This is a genomic window from Brucella sp. NBRC 12953 (assembly GCF_040369775.1).
Classification (GTDB): Bacteria; Pseudomonadota; Alphaproteobacteria; order Rhizobiales; family Rhizobiaceae; genus Brucella; species Brucella pseudogrignonensis.
The window spans coordinates 620,684-636,116 of sequence record NZ_BAABSV010000001.1; the positions used below are offsets into that span (position 1 = coordinate 620,684).

Here is a 15,433-nt window from a genome sequence, read left to right on the forward strand (position 1 = left end):
TCCTTCATTACTTCGGGCCGTAAACCGGCCAGCCATCCCTCCAGTTGTAATAGTCCAATCAGACTTTGGTACAATACTTAAGGATAGGTGGCGCATATAGCCGGTTCACTTTTCCGGGAGAACAGGACTGAAATACAACAGCCCTACTCTGCCGCTTTATTCATATCCGTTTGGATTTTTAGACTGCCAGTTCCACATGTCCTGACACATTTCACGAAGGTCTTTTTCAGCGGTCCAGCCCAGAAAATCACGCGCGAAAGCAGGATCGGCATAGCATTCGGCAATATCACCTGGGCGGCGCGGCGCGATCTCGTATTTGATCTCACGGTTTGACACATGCTCGAAAGCCTTGACCACATCAAGAACGCTGTAGCCCTGCCCTGTACCCAGATTGACTGAAAAGCACTTCGGTTCATCAAGCTTTTTAAGCGCTTTCAGATGCCCGGCTGCAAGATCAACAACATGGATGTAATCGCGGACACCTGTGCCATCCGGCGTATCATAATCATTGCCCCAGATGTTGAGCTTCTCGCGACGGCCCGTCGCAACCTGCGCGATGATTGGCATCAGATTGTTTGGAATACCCTTTGGATCTTCCCCAATCAGACCGCTTTCATGTGCGCCAACTGGATTGAAATAGCGCAGGATCGCAATTTTCCAGCTGTTATCGCTGTTATAGAGATCGCGCAGCATATCTTCGATGACGAGCTTCGTGCGGCCATAAGGATTTGTTGCGGACAGTGGCTGGTCTTCGGTGATGGGGAGTTTTTCCGGATCGCCATAAACCGTAGCCGAAGAGCTGAAAACCAGCGTTTTGACGCCTGTAGTTTCCATCGCCTGCAACAAGCGTAGCGTACCTAGCACATTGCAATCATAGTAATGCAGCGGCTTTTCGCTCGACTCACCTACGGCTTTCAGCCCGGCAAAATGAATAACAGCCGTGCATTTGTGACGTGTAATGATCTGTTCCAGCAGGGTACGGTCGCGAATATCACCAGGTTCGCGAATTGGCGCGCGCCCCGTGATCTTTTCCACACGATGGAGAGCTTCCGGATTACTATTATCAAAATTATCGACCACAACCACGTCGTGGCCAGCCTCAATCAGCTGTACGCATGTATGAGAACCGATATATCCGGCACCACCAGTTACAAGAATCGTCATTCTTTAAATACCTGCTTGTTGAACATACTGCCCCAATGTGCGATCCCCCAAAGGCGTTTATTGGCTGACTATGCAAAAACCATAGCCGACTGCAACCCAAACCCTTCGATTCTCGCAGATTGCCTCAACAATGCGACATCAATTTAATGGAGCGAAGATGGAACCCTCCCGCAATATCGACCGTCTTCTCGAAATCATGGTCGCTCTGCGCGATCCGGAAACCGGCTGCCCATGGGATGTCGAGCAGACCTCAAAATCCATCGCACCTTATACGCTTGAAGAAGTCTATGAGGTTCTGGATGCCATTGAACGTGACGATGTGGATGATCTGCGCGAAGAGCTTGGCGATCTGTTGCTACAAGTCGTATTTCATGCGCGCATGTCGGAAGAACAGGGAAAGTTCGGTTTCGGTGATGTCGTGGAAGCCATCACGCACAAAATGATCCGCCGTCATCCGCATGTCTTTGGCGATACTGAGGCCAGAAGCGCTGGCATGGCGAAGGGCTCGTGGAATCGCATCAAGGCGGAAGAGAAGGCCGAGCGTGCAGAACGCCGTGCTAAACTTGGTTTGGAAACTGTTGAGAAAACACGTTATCTCGATGATATTCCAAATGCCTTCCCTGCCCTTCTGCGCGCGCTGAAACTCCAGCAGAAAGCCGCCAAGGTGGGGTTCGACTGGTCGGAAGCAGCGCCGATTCTCGACAAGATCGCTGAAGAAACTGCCGAACTCAAAGAAGCAATGGCCGCTGAAGACAAAGCTAATATCGCCGAAGAATACGGCGATCTGCTTTTCGCGATGGTCAATCTGGGTCGACATCTGGAAATAGATGCCGAAACAGCCCTGATCGCGGCGAATGACAAATTCAAGCGCCGCTTTGATTTCATTGAGAAATCCTTGAAGGATACAGGCAGCAGTCTTGAGGCCGCAGAACTCGACGAGATGGAAAATATCTGGATCGAAGCAAAGAGAAAGGGGCTGTAATCAGCCCCCTCAAATCTACAGCATAATTTCTAAAACTTGAATCAGTTTAAAATAAAATTATGCTGTAAAATCAAAATACTATAGCTATAATTTCGCGCCCAGCAGGGCGAACGGCGCTCTAATCTTCCCACTTCGGTCGGAACATCTGATAGACGTCCTCAGTCGTCGCATAATCCATATAGCCAAGCCGTGTGACGGGCTTGGCTTTTCTTATGTCAAACAGTCCATCAGTCAGCACGCTTTCATCGATGTGAACGCCGACAACTTCACCGATGACCATATAATTGTCGGTCGGCCGGCCCTCTTTGTCCTGTAGACGTTTGGTCTCGACTGCAACGCATTCGAGTGCTGCATAGGCTTCTTTCACATATGGCGCTGCAATGACCTTGCTGTGGGCAATACCAAGGCCTGCATATTCAAACTCGCTCACACTGCGTGGCGCATTGACCGAAGAAGCATTCATCTTCTCTTTCAGATGGTCACTGACCAGACTGGCGGTAAACTCACCCGTTTCCTCGATGAATGTCACGCTATCTTTCACACCTGAAGACGAAAACATCACCATAGGTGGCGTATCGCAGACGGCATTGAAAAACGAGTACGGAGCCAGATTGACGCTTCCTGATGCCGAACGCGTACCGATCCAGCCAATCGGACGCGGAGCGACAATTGCCTTGAACGGATTGTGGGGCAGTCCGTGACCATCTTCTGGCTTATAAAACATCTTGTTTTCCGTAGTTTATCAGAGAAAACTAACCTAGTTTATTCAGTCCAAGGTCCACTATAATCGGAAACGATCTTTTCCATATCGGCGCGCGGACGCTCAGGCATCTTGTTTTCTGCTGTCCCGATATGCACGAAACCGGCAACCCGTTCATTCGGAGCAATCCCCAGATGAGCGCGTGCAGGCGCATCGTCGGAATACCAATTGGTGATCCAGTTGGTGGCATAACCAAGCGCATTTGCTGCGGTGCAAAGGTTCATTGCAGCAGCGCCTGCCGACAGAAACTGCTCCCATTCCGGAATGCGCTCGTGAGCGACCGGCGAAGAAACCACACCGATTACCAGCGGTGCGCGCGCAAAACGCGCCCTCTCCTGATCCTTCCGACTGTCCGGCAATGGGCCTTCCCGCTCTTCTGCGCGCTTGGCAAGATATTCACCAACCTTGTGACGAACATCACCACGATAAAGAATGAAACGCCAAGGTGTCAGACGACCATGATCCGGCACGCGCGCTGCCACTTTCAGCAATTCGTCCAGTTCAGCGCCTTCGGGTGCTGGTTCTGAAATAGCCGAAATAGGTGTGGAGCTGCGCTGAGCCAGAAAATCAAACACCGGATGTGTCACGGGGGGAAACCTCATCGCTAAAATCTGCATATGTCACTCCACTTAAAGCATAATGCGACCAGAGTGAAATGGAGATCGCCAAGATTATGCTGGAAATGGAATGGGACTGCTTCTCACCTGTCATTGTTGGCCTGTAAAGCCAAGAATCTGTGACAACGCATGGAGCGCCCATATAAATTGCCATGTCTATGGTCGATTTGGCCTTGAATTCGCCACCCGCTTGGGGTCAAAACATGTCCATGTCAGATACTATGGGTCTGTTTCGAGCAAACAGTGCAAAATCATCGCGCAGCAAGACACTTGCCGCGACCCTTTCTTTTGTCCTGATTGCTTCGTCTGCTTTAGCGCAAGGCCCCGGTGGCCCGGGCGGACCGGGTGGTCCCGGCGGCGGAATGGGCGGGGGATTTGGCGGCGGTCCGCAGGGAGGTCCCGGCGGCGGCTTCAAATTACCGAATTTCCAGCTTGAGCCACCAGCACCGGCACTAGCTGCCCCACCTGCCATGCAGGCCCCTTCCGGCGGAAATGGATCAGTTCAGACCAACAGCACTAGCGGCTTGCCAAATTTTCCAGAGCCAAAGCTTAATTTGCCAACGCTCAGCCCCTACGCAAGCCCAATAAGCCCTGAAAACAATCCTCTTGTGAAAACAAGCGAACTGGATCTCAAGGCACGTCTCAAACAAGACGGTCCGGATATTTCGACCGGGCTTGTCTGGCGCGTCTTCGCACCTGAGGTTGGGGCAGACGGACAACTCGCGCTCATCGCTTCTTCAAAGGGCGGCAGCACAGTTTTCAATCTTCCTGAAGGTAGTTATCTCGTACACGCCGCCTATGGCCGTGCGGGAGCAACCAAGCGCATCACACTGACCAATGCCAGCCGCCATGAAATAATGACCCTCGATGCAGGCGGCATGAAGCTCAGTGCAGTTCTGCCAGATGAAGGCAAAATCAAAAGCGACCTGGTGCGATTCTCGATTTATGCCGACGAAGACAACAATGACCGCTCGCTCATCGTGCCGGATGTAAAACCAGACACGATCATCCGTCTGAACAGCGGCACCTATCATGTCGTTTCCAACTACGGTTCTGCAAATGCCATCATTCGCGCAGATATTCGCGTCGAAGCAGGCAAGCTGACGGAAGCCACCGTTCAGCATCGTGCGGCCGAAGTTGTGCTGAAGCTTGTTCGCGAAAAAGGTGGCGAAGCGCTCGCCGATACCTCTTGGTCAATCTTGAACGCTTCCGGTGACGTCGTTCGCGAAAGCGCTGGCGCCTATTCTTCACTCGTTCTCATCGAGGGGGACTATGTCGCCGTTGCCAAGAACAAGGACCGGATTTATCAGCGTGATTTCAAGGTTTCATCGGGCAAGAATGAAGATGTCGAGGTTGTCACAAGCAAGGAATTTGAAGCGTCCGACGACACTGTAGATTGATTTCTCACCCATCTATAGCGCATTGCTTCCCTACGCCTGTCAAATTCAGCCCGTAAGAATTATCGTTCTGTGTATGGATGCATAAAAAACCGCGCCTAAGCGCGGTTTTATTTGATTACTTCTTCAGACGAAGAAGATCTGGTGGCGTCGCCTCTTCTGTCAGACGAGCAATCGCTTCGTCCAGCGTCATGGCTTCCTGATCGCGCGATCCGAGACGGCGCATATTGACCGTCTTTTCTTCCGCTTCACGCATACCGCAGACGAGAATGACCGGAACCTTCTGCAACGAATGTTCGCGAACCTTGTAGTTGATCTTCTCGTTACGAACGTCAGTCACGACCTGGAGACCAGCAGCCTTGAGCTTTGCTGCAACTTCAGCAGCATAACCATCGGCTTCCGATGTGATCGTCGCAACGACAACCTGAATCGGTGCAAACCACAGTGGCATGTGACCGGCGAAGTTTTCGATCAGAATGCCAAGGAAGCGTTCCATCGAACCGCAGATCGCGCGATGGATCATCACCGGCTGCGTCTTTTCCGAATTGCTGTCGATATAGAATGCGCCAAAACGTTCCGGCAGGTTAAAGTCAACCTGTGTTGTTCCGCACTGCCATTCACGGCCGATCGCATCCTTCAGCGTGTATTCGAACTTAGGACCGTAAAACGCACCTTCGCCCGGCAGAATTCCGGTCTTGATGTCTTCTGACTGTTCCGCGATTTGTTCCAGAACCGTCATCATCACGCTTTCAGCGCGATCCCACAATTCATCCGAACCCACACGCTTTTCAGGGCGGGTTGAAAGCTTGATCGTGATCCCTTTAAAGCCGAAATCCTTATAGACCGACAGGATAAGATCATTGATGCGAAGGCATTCGGCAGCCATCTGCTCTTCGGTGCAGAACACATGCGCGTCGTCCTGCGTGAAGCCACGCACACGCATCAGGCCATGCAATGCGCCCGATGGTTCGTAACGATGCACATTACCAAATTCTGCAAGCTTTATAGGCAGATCGCGGTAAGACTTAAGACCATGCTTAAATATCTGAACGTGACCTGGGCAGTTCATCGGCTTCAACGCGAACACGCGATCATCGTCGGTATCGTCACCGGCAACAGTCACCTTGAACATGTTGTCACGATACCAGCCCCAGTGACCGGATGTCTCCCAAAGGGACTTGTCCAGAACCTGTGGTGCATTGACTTCCTGATAGCCGTGGCTGTCGAGACGGCGGCGCATATAGGCGACCAACGTCTGGAACATGCGCCAGCCTTTGGCGTGCCAGAACACAACGCCCGGACCTTCTTCCTGAAAATGGAACAGGTCCATTTCACGGCCCAAACGGCGGTGATCGCGCTTCTCGGCTTCTTCAAGCATATGAAGATAAGCGTTGAGATCGGCATCATTGGCAAATGCCGTGCCGTAGATGCGGGTCAGCATCGGGTTGTTGGCATCGCCGCGCCAGTAAGCACCAGCAACCTTCATCAGCTTGAATGAATTGCCGATCTGACCCGTGGATGCCATATGCGGGCCACGGCAAAGATCGAACCATTCGCCCTGATTATAGATCTTAAGATCCTGGCCTTCAGGGATCGCATCAACGAGTTCGACCTTGTAGCTCTCGCCCTTATCGGCAAAAACCTGCTTGGCCTTCTCGCGCGACCATACCTGCTTGGTGAACGGCTTGTTGCGCTGAATGATTTCGCGCATCTTCTTTTCGATCACCGGCAGATCATCAGGCGTGAAAGGCTCATTACGAGCAAAGTCGTAATAGAAACCGTTCTCGATGACTGGACCGATTGTTACCTGCGTTCCCGGAAAGAGTTCCTGCACAGCTTCAGCGAGAACGTGAGCCGTATCGTGACGGATCAGTTCCAGCGCGCGCGGGTCTTCGCGGGTCAGAATTTCGATTGCACCGGAAGCGCCAAGCGGATCGGAGAGATCGCGCACGGTACCGTCTACGGCATAAGCCACGGCCTTCTTTGCAAGTGATTTGGAGATTGATTCAGCTAATTCGGCACCGGTTGTTGCGGCATCATATTCGCGCACCGAGCCATCAGGAAACTGCATAGATACATTCGACATCATTTTCTTCCTTATCCAGTCCCGCCAACGATTGCGGGTGGTTTTGCATGAAACGATCCTGCTCAAGCTGTCAGAACCGCCTATATGTTGCTTGCACAACAGGAATTATAGCATTCCAGCAAAAGCGCGAAGCGGTTCTGCGTCGGATACTGCGTAAAAACAAACAGTTACAGCGGCTCCAAAGATTCAGTCTTAACTGGAGCCGCTGTAACGTTTGGGTATTAATCTTTTTTGATTAATAGGTAAAGCAAAAGCGCCGTGGCAAACTGCATCACAGCGCCTTCAGCATTCTGGAAACTGGATGAACTCAGTTGCGGATGGCGAGGCAGGGAACGCCCTGCTGCTTGAGCTTCGCACAAGTCTTTTCAGCTGCATCCGAATCCTTGAATCCGGAGAAGCGAACACGGTACATCTTGCGGCCGCGCGGAGCGGTCGAAATTTCAGCCTTTGTACCCGGCACCAGGTTGCTTACAACCGGCAAATACTTGGCTTGCAGCTCGTCTGCGCCCTTGCGGGATGGCGTTACACCAACCTGAACACGCCATGCAGACATGGCAGACTTCACCAGAAAGCCGCCGTCGCCCTGCTCGATCTTGTTGTCGTCGATCATATCGGCAACAGCATCAACCTTTGGCTTCTGTGGCTTAAGCGGCGAGATAACGGGCAAAGGTGTCTGAACCGAAGCTGTAACGATTTCGTCTGTGGACTTTCCAGCGCCTTCCGTGCCGAAGCGCGTCAGGAGTTTCGCCATGCGGTCATCACGCTCGCGCGATGAGCCAGCGCCAAGCACAACGCCCACGAGATGCTTGTCATTGATGATTGCTGACGAAACGAGGTTATAGCCGGAAACATCTGTATAGCCGGTCTTGATGCCGTCTACTCCCTGATAGCGATACATCAGATTGTTGTGGCCGTTGAACGGACGGCCTTTATAGGTAAAGGAGCGCTCCGAAAACAGCGCATACTCTTTTGGAAAATCGCGACGCAGCGACATGCCAAGCACGGCCATATCGCGTGCGGTTGTCAGCTGGGTCATCTTCGCCGTCAAACCCGATGGGTTCGCGAAATAAGTGCTTTTCATGCCGAGGTTTCGGGCTCTTTGCGTCATCAGGCGGCCAAAGCCCGCTTCCGATCCACCGAGATATTCGCCAACAACCGTTGCGGCATCATTTGCCGAAACGATAACCATACCCATGACGGCATCACGAACTGAAATTGTTTCGCCTGCTTTCAGATACAGCTTCATTCTGACTTTGGCAGATGCGTTCTTGGAGATCGGCATTTGATCATCCCAATTCAGCCTGCCAGTCTTGAGAGCCTCAAAGGTCAGATAGAGCGTCATCATCTTAGCCAATGAAGCAGGCGCGTGCTGCTCGGTTGCATCGTCTTGTCCCAAAACGACACCAGTATCGGCATCAAAAACCACCCATGAAACATTCGCCATGGCGTTGGTAGCGCAGAAGATGCTGGCACCAAGCGCAACACCGGCAATCAGCTGGGAGGTGCGGGACAACGATTTATGCATATTGGCTCACATGAAAAGAAAACTAGATGCAAATGAAGCCGAATTGCGGCGCGAAAAAGACGCCGGGCCGACCTGATTTCCTTTTCCCGATAAAACAGAATTATCATTAACGAATTCTAATCAACGGGCAATAAACTAACAGATTTGTTGCAATCTTTTAAAAACAAACACTTAGCTTGTGGGTGACGAGACCCGCCAGTAGCGCCAAGGCAAATACCAGCGATAATAGGCCGACAATTCTCGCGGAACAGGATCGAATCCGTGAGTTCCCATGGGGCCGCAACGCATTATCCGGAACAGTCCCATCCAGCTGCCATTCCACAATCCGTAACGGGCCACAGATTCGTAGGTGTATTCAGAACAGGTCGGCATATGTCGGCAGGAATTGCCGATAAAGGAGGACAGCGTGAGCTGATAAAGCCTTATCAGACTGGTGCCGAGCACCCTGCCCGGCGTTTTGCGCCATGGATCGGTAAAATTGCGGGTCTGGCGCTTTCCCGTTGCCGTCGCACCGCCCGAATGATCTTTCCCGCAACTGCACATATGCTATCCTAAGCCGCCTGCACCTTTTCTTCGATCTGGCGAATGCAATCGATAACCGCGTCGAATGTCAGAAGCGTCGATGCATGACGGGCTTTATATTCACGAACCGGTTCAAAATATTTGAGATCCTCAAAACGGCCTTCCGGCGCAGGGCCGTTTTCCTTGAGCATCTTATACATCGAATCGCGTACGGCGCGCAGCTCTTCCGACGTGCAGCCAACCACATTGCGCGCCATGACCGACGATGAAGCCTGTCCCAATGCGCAGGCCTTCACCTCATGCGCGAAGTCTGTAACCACGCCGTCTGACATGCGCAGATAGACGGTAACTTTGGACCCACATAATTTGGAGTGAACAGTTGCGACCGCATCGGGGTCAGCAATTCGTCCGAGTCTTTCAATATTCCCTGCAAATTCAAGGATACGTTTGTTATAAACATCGTCGATCATTGAGGGAAACCTTCCGCCTTTCCGGAGAAAAATGTAAAATTGTCGTCCGGTTACGGTTTGAAGTTGCAATTTCCTGTCTATATAATAGGCAAGTAGCGACTGCGCCATGGGTAGATTATCACATGGTGATGAGTAGCCGCGGAAATGCCCGTCCGGCAGCTTGGTGTTGCCGGATCAATACATCGCACGCTCGCAAATCAGACTATGGGGCGCATCGTTGTATTGTCCGTTTAACTCGTCTCCTCCTTGAAGGAGACTACTGGAGAATACTGATGGACGCTCGCATCCTCAAGATTGATGACGAATCCAATCCGTCTGCAGACCTGCCACGGCCAACTCAGGCCGAAGCAGAAGCTGCTGTGCGCACTCTTCTTCTTTGGGCAGGAGACAATCCTGACCGCGAGGGCCTGCTGGATACACCAAAGCGCGTTGCCAAATCCTACAGCGAACTTTTCGGCGGCTATGCCGAAAGCCCGGAGGATGTGCTTGGCACCACTTTTGAAGAAGTATCCGGCTATAATGACATGGTGCTGGTGAAGGACATCTCCTTCTTCTCGCATTGCGAACATCATATGGTTCCGATCATCGGCAAAGCGCATGTCGCTTATCTGCCAGATGGCAAGGTGCTTGGCCTGTCGAAGATTGCACGCGTTGTTGATATTTTTGCGCGTCGCCTGCAAACGCAGGAAAGCATCACTGCCCAGATCGCTGAAAGCATTCAGCGCATTCTGAAACCGCGCGGCGTTGCAGTAATGATTGATGCAGAACATATGTGCATGGCGATGCGTGGCATTCGCAAGCAGGGTTCAAGCACAATCACGACGACCTTTACCGGCACGTTTCAGGAAGAAGTGAACGAACAGGTTCGCTTCATGAGCCTTATCCGCCAGTAAAAAGACAACCAGGCGCAACAATGAGTATTTTTCCCGTCCAGCCTTCCGACAAGAAGGCGATTGAAGAAGGCGCGGTTTTCATGCCGCGCTTTGACGCATCAGGTTTGATCACGGCAGTCGTCACCGACGAACGTGATGGCGAGTTGCTGATGGTCGCTCATATGAACGAGGAAGCACTGCGCCTGACGCTCGAAACCGGGATCGCGCATTACTGGTCGCGCTCCCGCAATACGCTTTGGAAAAAGGGCGAAACCTCTGGCAATCTGCAAAGCGTGATCGAGCTGCGTACAGACTGCGACCAGGATGCGCTTTGGCTGAAAGTCCGCGTTGCTGGTGATGGTCCAACTTGCCACACCGGTCGGCGCTCGTGTTTTTACCGACAGGTTCAGTCAGAAGATGGTCAGGTCAGCTTGTCGCTAAATGGTTCCTGCGACCACGATCACTAAATTCTCTCACGATCTGTGACCCCTCTCAAATCGATGTGAAGGCGTGATTTTCTCTCGCGCCTTCAATTTGCAGCATTTATTGTTTCGATACAGTGTTTTGATACACTCACCGAAATGAAAGGTGCTTGGTCGATATGCTCGCATGGGGTCAAAGGCGCAAGGCAGCCAATACGCAACCCTTGAAGCCGGAAGAAGAAGTCATCGAACTGCCGCAGGTACGGCATGAACCACGCCGCATTGCGCTTGCGCTTGGCGGTGGTGCGGCGCGTGGCTGGGCACATATCGGTGTGCTGCGTGCGCTTGATGAAGCAGGCATCGAAATCGAAATGATCGCCGGCACCTCAATCGGCGCACTGGTTGGCGGCTGCTACCTTGCGGGCAAGCTCGATCAGCTTGAAGAATTTGCGCGCAGCCTCACTCGCCGCCGTATGTTCAACCTTCTCGACATCACATTTCGCGGCAGTGGCCTGTTTGGCGGCATGAAGCTTGATAGCCGTATGCGCGAGCACCTCGACGGCTTGCGTCTTGAAGATCTGGATCGCCCATTCGTTGCCGTTTGTACCGAACTGCGCACAGGCCATGAAATCTGGCTCTCTACAGGTCCACTGGTTGAAGCCATGCGGGCATCCTACGCCCTGCCCGGCGTGTTTGAACCCGTTCGCTGGCAGGAGCGCGTGCTGGTCGATGGTGCGCTGGTCAATCCAGTTCCGGTCTCGGTCTGCCGTGCCTATGAACAACGCCTCGTTCTGGCGGTAAACCTGCATTACGACCAGTTTGGACGTGCTGCGGTCATCAAACATGCTCAGTCGCGCCAGGATACCTTGAGCGAAACGATCCACGGTGAGAAGGAAAGCCGCCTCGGTATTACCGGCGTGATGATGGAAGCCTTCAACATCATTCAGGACCGTATTTCCCGCGCGCGTATGGCTGGCGACCCACCCGATGTTTCGCTGATGCCCACGGTCGGGCAAATCGGCCTGGCCGACTTTCACCGGGCATCAGAAGCAATCGATATTGGCTATGCGGAAACCGTAAAGCGGCTGGAAGACATTAAAAGACTGCAGGGAATAAGCGGCTGATGGGTGCAGCAGATTCGTCGTCATCTATGGCAAATCCGCATAGATCGACCCCGAAAGCCGCAGAATGGCCACAATCTTGACACCAAGAAGCCAGGGAAACTGAAGTTTTAAGCGCCTTAAATTGCAGTATTACGACTTTTAGGCACTCTTTTTTGAAAAAGATCGGCAGAAGCACAAGATCGGGCTTGTGCCTGTCTGATCGATTTGCTAGATGCCTCCTCGCTGACAAGTTCAGCTTCTACCACACAGTGCGGTCGTGGCGGAATTGGTAGACGCGCAGCGTTGAGGTCGCTGTGGGGCAACCCGTGGAAGTTCGAGTCTTCTCGACCGCACCATTCTCTTACAAGAGTTTTGATTTCTTTTAAAACGCAGCTCTGCGATCTGGTTAAACACCAGATGAAGCAGGGATTTTTTGCGTTTTAAAATCAGATATTTAAGCCCAACATAAAATAATTTCATTCAATTGTGCTCAACTGCAAGAATGGCCTTGTGCAGTCCAGATTGATTTGCTAAATGCCCTCTCGCTGACATTGTTCAGCTTCTACCACACAGTGCGGTCGTGGCGGAATTGGTAGACGCGCAGCGTTGAGGTCGCTGTGGGGCAACCCGTGGAAGTTCGAGTCTTCTCGACCGCACCATTCTCTCCCCTTAAAAATTTGATTTTTTTGCGCTGCAGCAATGAATAGCTTCTCGAATTTGGGATGTTATCCAACCTGCTAAAATGCTTTATTGCATCGTGCAGACGCCAATCAACGACGGGAAGAGACAATGAAAATCAGCGCACGCAATCGCCTCAAAGGCACAATCGTCGATGTCACCAAAGGTGCAACCACAGCGCATATCCGCATTGATATCGGAAATGGTGTCGTTGTTACCTCATCCATCACCAATGAAGCCGTGGATGAACTTGACCTCAAGGTTGGCAAGACGGCCTATGCAGTCGTTAAAGCATCAGACGTCATGGTTGCCACCGACGACTGACCTACTAAAAACCCCGCTTAAAGCGGGGTTTTTGTTATATATCATTCTTGTGCTCGCCCAGTTTCGGTGATCGCCTGTCGAGCTTCAGTTCGGCGTCCGAGAATCGGATTGGCGTACGCAAGCCCGGCACACCATCGGGATCGATTCTCATCTGCCGCGCGATGAATTGCGGATCGGCAAACACATCTTCAACCGTGTTGATCGGCCCGGCGGGCACCCCTGCCTTAGCAAGCGCTGCCAGAAGATCATCCCGTAACCATTGCGTTGTACGCTCTTCAAGCATTGCTGTCAGTGCATCGCGATTGGCGACGCGTGATGCATTGGTGAGGAAGCGGGAATCGCGCGCGATTTCACCGATTCCCAGCAAAGCCGTCAGTTTTGCAAACTGCCCGTCATTGCCGCAGGCGATAATGAAATAACCGTCCGATACAGGCAGCGTCTGATAAGGCGCGATATTGGGATGCGCATTGCCCATACGCTTGGGCGAAACGCCGGACGCCAGATAATTCATCGCCTGATTGGCAAGAACCGCTGACATGCAATCAAACAGCGCCATATCGATATGCTGACCCTTGCCCGTGCGCTCACGCATGATGAGTGCCGACTGGATAGCGATGACGCTGTAAAGCCCGGTGAAAATGTCTGCGAAAGCCACACCGATCTTCTGCGGTTGCCCGTCCGGCTCGCCAGTCAGATCCATGATGCCGCCCATGCCCTGGATCATGAAATCATAACCCGCACGTTCTGCATAAGGCCCGGTGTGACCAAACCCCGTGATTGAGCAATAGATCAGCCGCGGATTGATCGCTTTCAGGCTTTCATAGTCGAGGCCGTATTTATCAAGACCGCCGAGCTTGAAATTCTCAATCACCACATCCGCATCGGCAACCAGCTTGCGCACAAGCTCCCTGCCCTCATCAGAGCGAAAATCAGCAATAATCGATTGCTTGCCACGATTACAGGCGTGGAAATAGGCTGCCGACTTTTCGCCTTCAACCTCGATAAATGGCGGCCCCCATGTGCGGGTGTCGTCACCTTCAGGGCTTTCGACCTTGATGACGTCGGCACCAAGGTCGGACAGTGTCTGTCCGACCCATGGACCTGCCAGAATGCGGGCCAGCTCAATGACTTTAAGACCCGCAAGCGGTGTATTCTGCATTTCTCAAAACCTTTTCGAGCGATCAGAGCGTGTTGCGCTTAATTGTAGCCACCACGCTCGCTCTATTCCTTTGTTTTGAAGCATGTCTTTATCCCAAAAACCGGTTCCCACTTTTGGGAGACATGCTTTAGAAGAAGGCCTGAATTCCGGTCTGCGCACGTCCGAGAATCAGCGCATGAACATCATGCGTACCCTCATAGGTGTTGACGGTTTCAAGATTCTGCGCGTGGCGCATGACGTGATATTCGATCTGAATGCCGTTGCCGCCATGCATGTCACGAGCCTGACGCGCAATATCGAGCGCCTTACCGCAATTGTTGCGCTTGACGATGGAAATCATTTCGGGCGCCATTTTGCCTTCGTCAAACAGACGACCAACGCGTAAGCTTGCCTGTAAGCCCAGCGCTATTTCTGTCTGCATATCGGCGAGCTTCTTCTGATAAAGCTGCGTGCCAGCCAGCGGCTTGTCGAACTGCTTGCGATCAAGACCATACTGACGCGCACGGAACCAGCAATCCTCTGCCGCGCCCAGCACACCCCATGAAATGCCATAGCGCGCACGGTTGAGACAGCCGAACGGACCCTTGAGGCCCGATACATTCGGCAACAATGCATCTTCCGATACTTCCACGCCATCCATGACGATTTCGCCCGTGATCGAAGCACGCAACGAAAGCTTTCCGCCAATCTTGGGGGCAGAAAGACCCTTCATGCCCTTTTCAAGCACAAAGCCACGGATCGCACCGTCATGGGCAGTCGACTTGGCCCATACCACGAAAACGTCGGCAATCGGCGAATTGGAAATCCACATTTTGGAACCGCTGATGCGATAGCCGCCATCGATCTTATCGGCGCGGGTTTTCATGCCAGCAGGATCAGAACCGGCATCAGGCTCAGTGAGACCAAAGCAGCCGATCAATTCGCCGGAAACCAGACCCGGCAGATATTTCTTGCGCTGTTCGTCGGAGCCATAAGCATAGATCGGATACATGACGAGCGACGACTGAACGCTCATCATCGAACGATAGCCGGAATCGATGCGCTCGACTTCGCGTGCCACCAGACCATAGGAAACATAGCCAGCATTGGCTGCGCCGTATTCTTCGGGAAGCGTTACACCAAGAAGGCCAGCCTGCCCCATCAGACGAAACAGGTCCGGATCGGTCGTTTCATCAAGATAAGCTTTTTCAATGCGCGGCAGCAGAACATCGCTCGCGAAAGCCTGCGCCGAGTCGCGGATCATCCGCTCGTCTTCGGTCAGTTGCTCATCAAGTAGAAACGGATCTTCCCAGTTAAACGCGGCACGCGACATGAATAATCTCCTCAAATTCAGGTGCCCAAATGTGACCGGA

General features: G+C 52.5%; 15 protein-coding genes and 2 tRNA genes. 8 read left to right on the plus strand and 9 right to left on the minus strand.

All coding sequences use genetic code 11. The features are described 5' to 3' along the window. Positions 1 to 156: 156 nt before the first annotated feature. Positions 157 to 1,164, minus strand: coding sequence for a UDP-glucose 4-epimerase GalE (gene galE, locus ABWV94_RS03030; protein WP_007875034.1), 1,008 nt, complete (start codon positions 1,162 to 1,164; stop codon positions 157 to 159). 157 nt (positions 1,165 to 1,321) lie between these two features. Between galE and mazG the strand changes: the two genes are divergently transcribed. Continuing rightward, a complete protein-coding gene (gene mazG, locus ABWV94_RS03035; RefSeq protein ID WP_112806534.1) occupies positions 1,322 to 2,146 on the plus strand; it encodes a nucleoside triphosphate pyrophosphohydrolase in 825 nt (274 codons plus the stop codon). A 118-nt stretch (positions 2,147 to 2,264) separates the two neighbouring features. On the opposite strand, the gene ABWV94_RS03040 is transcribed toward mazG, so the two are convergent. Together ABWV94_RS03040 and ABWV94_RS03045 are read right to left on the minus strand one after the other, a co-directional pair. Further along, the gene (locus ABWV94_RS03040; RefSeq protein ID WP_079211916.1) at positions 2,265 to 2,870 is read right to left on the minus strand and encodes a flavin reductase family protein; all 606 of its coding nucleotides are present in this window, start codon (positions 2,868 to 2,870) and stop codon (positions 2,265 to 2,267) included. 38 nt (positions 2,871 to 2,908) lie between these two features. Further along, complete coding sequence (locus ABWV94_RS03045; RefSeq protein ID WP_064320635.1) at positions 2,909 to 3,493, minus strand: nitroreductase family protein; 585 nt, start codon at positions 3,491 to 3,493, stop codon at positions 2,909 to 2,911. A gap of 500 nt (positions 3,494 to 3,993) precedes the next feature. Here ABWV94_RS03045 and ABWV94_RS03050 point away from each other — a divergent pair, with 500 nt between their 5' ends. Beyond that, positions 3,994 to 4,923, plus strand: coding sequence for an RgsD C-terminal domain-containing protein (locus ABWV94_RS03050; protein WP_408913754.1), 930 nt, complete (start codon positions 3,994 to 3,996; stop codon positions 4,921 to 4,923). Between the two features lie 115 nt (positions 4,924 to 5,038). Here the strand turns inward: ABWV94_RS03050 and thrS are convergent, their stop codons facing one another. The 4 genes from thrS to ABWV94_RS03070 all read right to left on the minus strand — a co-directional run bounded on the left by thrS (position 5,039) and on the right by ABWV94_RS03070 (position 9,523). Further along, a complete protein-coding gene (gene thrS / locus ABWV94_RS03055) occupies positions 5,039 to 7,009 on the minus strand; it encodes a threonine--tRNA ligase (RefSeq protein ID WP_039859776.1) in 1,971 nt (656 codons plus the stop codon). A gap of 304 nt (positions 7,010 to 7,313) precedes the next feature. After that, positions 7,314 to 8,531 (minus strand): D-alanyl-D-alanine carboxypeptidase, encoded by a 1,218-nt coding sequence (locus tag ABWV94_RS03060; protein WP_105518584.1) that lies wholly within the window; start codon positions 8,529 to 8,531, stop codon positions 7,314 to 7,316. A 171-nt stretch (positions 8,532 to 8,702) separates the two neighbouring features. Then, the gene (yidD, locus tag ABWV94_RS03065; RefSeq protein WP_007875042.1) at positions 8,703 to 9,074 is read right to left on the minus strand and encodes a membrane protein insertion efficiency factor YidD; all 372 of its coding nucleotides are present in this window, start codon (positions 9,072 to 9,074) and stop codon (positions 8,703 to 8,705) included. Positions 9,075 to 9,082: 8 nt separating this feature from the next. Then, the gene (locus tag ABWV94_RS03070; protein ID WP_113498861.1) at positions 9,083 to 9,523 is read right to left on the minus strand and encodes an iron-sulfur cluster assembly scaffold protein; all 441 of its coding nucleotides are present in this window, start codon (positions 9,521 to 9,523) and stop codon (positions 9,083 to 9,085) included. A 272-nt stretch (positions 9,524 to 9,795) separates the two neighbouring features. Between ABWV94_RS03070 and folE the strand changes: the two genes are divergently transcribed. From folE to ABWV94_RS03100, 6 genes are all read left to right on the plus strand, one after another. After that, the gene (gene folE / locus ABWV94_RS03075; protein WP_079211921.1) at positions 9,796 to 10,416 is read left to right on the plus strand and encodes a GTP cyclohydrolase I FolE; all 621 of its coding nucleotides are present in this window, start codon (positions 9,796 to 9,798) and stop codon (positions 10,414 to 10,416) included. A gap of 20 nt (positions 10,417 to 10,436) precedes the next feature. Continuing rightward, positions 10,437 to 10,862 carry a phosphoribosyl-AMP cyclohydrolase gene (gene hisI / locus ABWV94_RS03080; RefSeq protein ID WP_007875047.1) on the plus strand — a complete coding sequence of 142 codons (426 nt, stop codon included), beginning with the start codon at positions 10,437 to 10,439 and terminating at the stop codon, positions 10,860 to 10,862. A 134-nt stretch (positions 10,863 to 10,996) separates the two neighbouring features. Next, positions 10,997 to 11,941 carry a patatin-like phospholipase family protein gene (locus ABWV94_RS03085; protein WP_007875048.1) on the plus strand — a complete coding sequence of 315 codons (945 nt, stop codon included), beginning with the start codon at positions 10,997 to 10,999 and terminating at the stop codon, positions 11,939 to 11,941. 250 nt (positions 11,942 to 12,191) lie between these two features. Continuing rightward, positions 12,192 to 12,276, plus strand: a tRNA-Leu gene (locus ABWV94_RS03090). 218 nt (positions 12,277 to 12,494) lie between these two features. After that, positions 12,495 to 12,579: transfer RNA gene (locus ABWV94_RS03095), tRNA-Leu, on the plus strand. 130 nt (positions 12,580 to 12,709) lie between these two features. Then, entirely contained in the window at positions 12,710 to 12,922 is a 213-nt protein-coding gene (locus tag ABWV94_RS03100; protein WP_064320641.1) for a TOBE domain-containing protein, read from the plus strand. Positions 12,923 to 12,956: 34 nt separating this feature from the next. Here the strand turns inward: ABWV94_RS03100 and ABWV94_RS03105 are convergent, their stop codons facing one another. Next, positions 12,957 to 14,081, minus strand: a complete 1,125-nt coding sequence (locus ABWV94_RS03105) for a CaiB/BaiF CoA transferase family protein (protein WP_079211923.1) — start codon at positions 14,079 to 14,081, stop codon at positions 12,957 to 12,959. A gap of 127 nt (positions 14,082 to 14,208) precedes the next feature. After that, positions 14,209 to 15,393, minus strand: a complete 1,185-nt coding sequence (locus ABWV94_RS03110; protein ID WP_064320643.1) for an acyl-CoA dehydrogenase — start codon at positions 15,391 to 15,393, stop codon at positions 14,209 to 14,211. Between the last annotated feature and the right edge of the window lie 40 nt (positions 15,394 to 15,433).

Excerpts from the sequence above, each read along its gene's own strand:
- galE (WP_007875034.1), bottom strand. The coding sequence starts at position 1,164 with ATGACGATTCTTGTAACTGGTGGTGCCGGATATATCGGTTCTCATACA.
- mazG (WP_112806534.1), top strand. The coding sequence starts at position 1,322 with ATGGAACCCTCCCGCAATATCGACCGTCTTCTCGAAATCATGGTCGCT.
- ABWV94_RS03040 (WP_079211916.1), bottom strand. The coding sequence starts at position 2,870 with ATGTTTTATAAGCCAGAAGATGGTCACGGACTGCCCCACAATCCGTTC.
- ABWV94_RS03050 (WP_408913754.1), top strand. The coding sequence starts at position 3,994 with ATGCAGGCCCCTTCCGGCGGAAATGGATCAGTTCAGACCAACAGCACT.
- thrS (WP_039859776.1), bottom strand. The coding sequence starts at position 7,009 with ATGATGTCGAATGTATCTATGCAGTTTCCTGATGGCTCGGTGCGCGAA.
- ABWV94_RS03060 (WP_105518584.1), bottom strand. The coding sequence starts at position 8,531 with ATGCATAAATCGTTGTCCCGCACCTCCCAGCTGATTGCCGGTGTTGCG.
- yidD (WP_007875042.1), bottom strand. The coding sequence starts at position 9,074 with ATGTGCAGTTGCGGGAAAGATCATTCGGGCGGTGCGACGGCAACGGGA.
- ABWV94_RS03070 (WP_113498861.1), bottom strand. The coding sequence starts at position 9,523 with ATGATCGACGATGTTTATAACAAACGTATCCTTGAATTTGCAGGGAAT.
- folE (WP_079211921.1), top strand. The coding sequence starts at position 9,796 with ATGGACGCTCGCATCCTCAAGATTGATGACGAATCCAATCCGTCTGCA.
- hisI (WP_007875047.1), top strand. The coding sequence starts at position 10,437 with ATGAGTATTTTTCCCGTCCAGCCTTCCGACAAGAAGGCGATTGAAGAA.
- ABWV94_RS03085 (WP_007875048.1), top strand. The coding sequence starts at position 10,997 with ATGCTCGCATGGGGTCAAAGGCGCAAGGCAGCCAATACGCAACCCTTG.
- ABWV94_RS03100 (WP_064320641.1), top strand. The coding sequence starts at position 12,710 with ATGAAAATCAGCGCACGCAATCGCCTCAAAGGCACAATCGTCGATGTC.
- ABWV94_RS03105 (WP_079211923.1), bottom strand. The coding sequence starts at position 14,081 with ATGCAGAATACACCGCTTGCGGGTCTTAAAGTCATTGAGCTGGCCCGC.
- ABWV94_RS03110 (WP_064320643.1), bottom strand. The coding sequence starts at position 15,393 with ATGTCGCGTGCCGCGTTTAACTGGGAAGATCCGTTTCTACTTGATGAG.